Source organism: Mesorhizobium sp. dw_380, from assembly GCF_018588885.1.
GTDB lineage: Bacteria > Pseudomonadota > Alphaproteobacteria > Rhizobiales > Rhizobiaceae > Mesorhizobium.
On sequence record NZ_JAFFIW010000115.1, the window covers coordinates 1 to 1248 of the forward strand.

A 1248-nucleotide genomic window follows, 5' to 3' on the forward strand; every position below is an offset into this window, starting at 1 on the left:
AGAGCTGCTTGGTGTCGAGCGGGTCGGGCGCCAGGACAGCTTCTTCGAACTCGGCGGTCACTCGCTGCTGGCGGTGAAGCTGCTGGAGCGCCTGCGCCGGCTGGGCGTGGGAGCGACGATCCGGGATCTGTTCGAGCATCCCCACCTGGCGGACTTTGCTATGGCAACAAGAAAAATCGTAGAGATTCGGCTATGAATATCAAAGCGTTTCTAGACACTCTCAAAGATCGGAACATATCTCTAAAATTAGAAGACAATTCTATCGTCATATCTGGTGATAACGACTCGATTACGAACGACGTTATTGATCAAATAAAATCGAACAAAAGTAATATAATTAAGAGCCTTAAGGAAAATAACGGCGCCTCCGGTGCGGGAGCATGGGGTGGCGGCATAACGGTTCCAGCCAATGGAATCACGCCGCAGAGCCGCACGATAACGCCAGCGATGGTGCCGCTGGCGGAACTGAGCCAGGCCGAGATCGACCGGGTGGTCGAGGCGGTGCCGGGTGGCGTTGGCAATATCCAGGACATCTACGCGCTGTCGCCGCTGCAGGACGGCATCCTGTTCCATCACCTTCTGGCGCAGAAGGGCGATCCGTATCTGATCCGGGCGCAGATGGCCTTTGCCGAGCGGGATCGGCTGGACCGGTATCTGTCGGCGGTGCAGCGCGTGGTCGACCGCCACGACATCCTGCGCACGGCCTTTGTGTGGGAAGGCCTGTCGTCGCCGGTGCAGGTGGTGTGGCGCCATGCGCCGCTGAGCATCACCGAGGTTGAACTCGATCCCGCCGCCGGTCCGGGCGTGGAGCAGCTCAGGCATCGCTACGACCCGAGCCATCATCGGTTCGACCTGACCAAGGCGCCGCTCCTGCGCTTCGTGGTGGCAAAGGATCCCGAGGCCGACCGCTGGCTGCTGCAAGAATTGCACCATCATCTGATCGGCGATCGATCGACGGTGGAATTGCTGAACGAGGAGATCGAGGCGATCCTGGCAGGACGGGAGGCCGAGCTGCCCGCTGCGGAGCCGTTCCGCAAGGTGGTGGCGCAGGCACGTCTCGGTATCTCTGAGGCGGAGCATGAACGTTACTTCCGTGAGCGGCTTGGCGATGTCGATGAGCCCGTGCTGCCATTCGGCCTGGCGGAGATACAGGGCAGTGGCGAGGGGACGGTTGAGTTACACCGGCTGCTGCCGCAGACCCTCAACGACCGTCTGCGTGGCCATGCCCGGCGCCTGGGAGTGAGCCTT

General features: G+C 61.0%; 2 protein-coding genes. Both read left to right on the forward strand.

Annotated features, from left to right (window positions below):
- Window positions 1–196, forward strand: a 196-nt coding sequence (locus JT360_RS33095; protein WP_214477649.1) for a phosphopantetheine-binding protein, incomplete at its 5' end; no start/stop codon positions are given.
- On the forward strand, window positions 193–1248 hold a 1056-nt coding region (locus tag JT360_RS33100), incomplete at its 3' end, for a condensation domain-containing protein (RefSeq protein ID WP_250889248.1). The genes JT360_RS33095 and JT360_RS33100, both read left to right, overlap by 4 nt.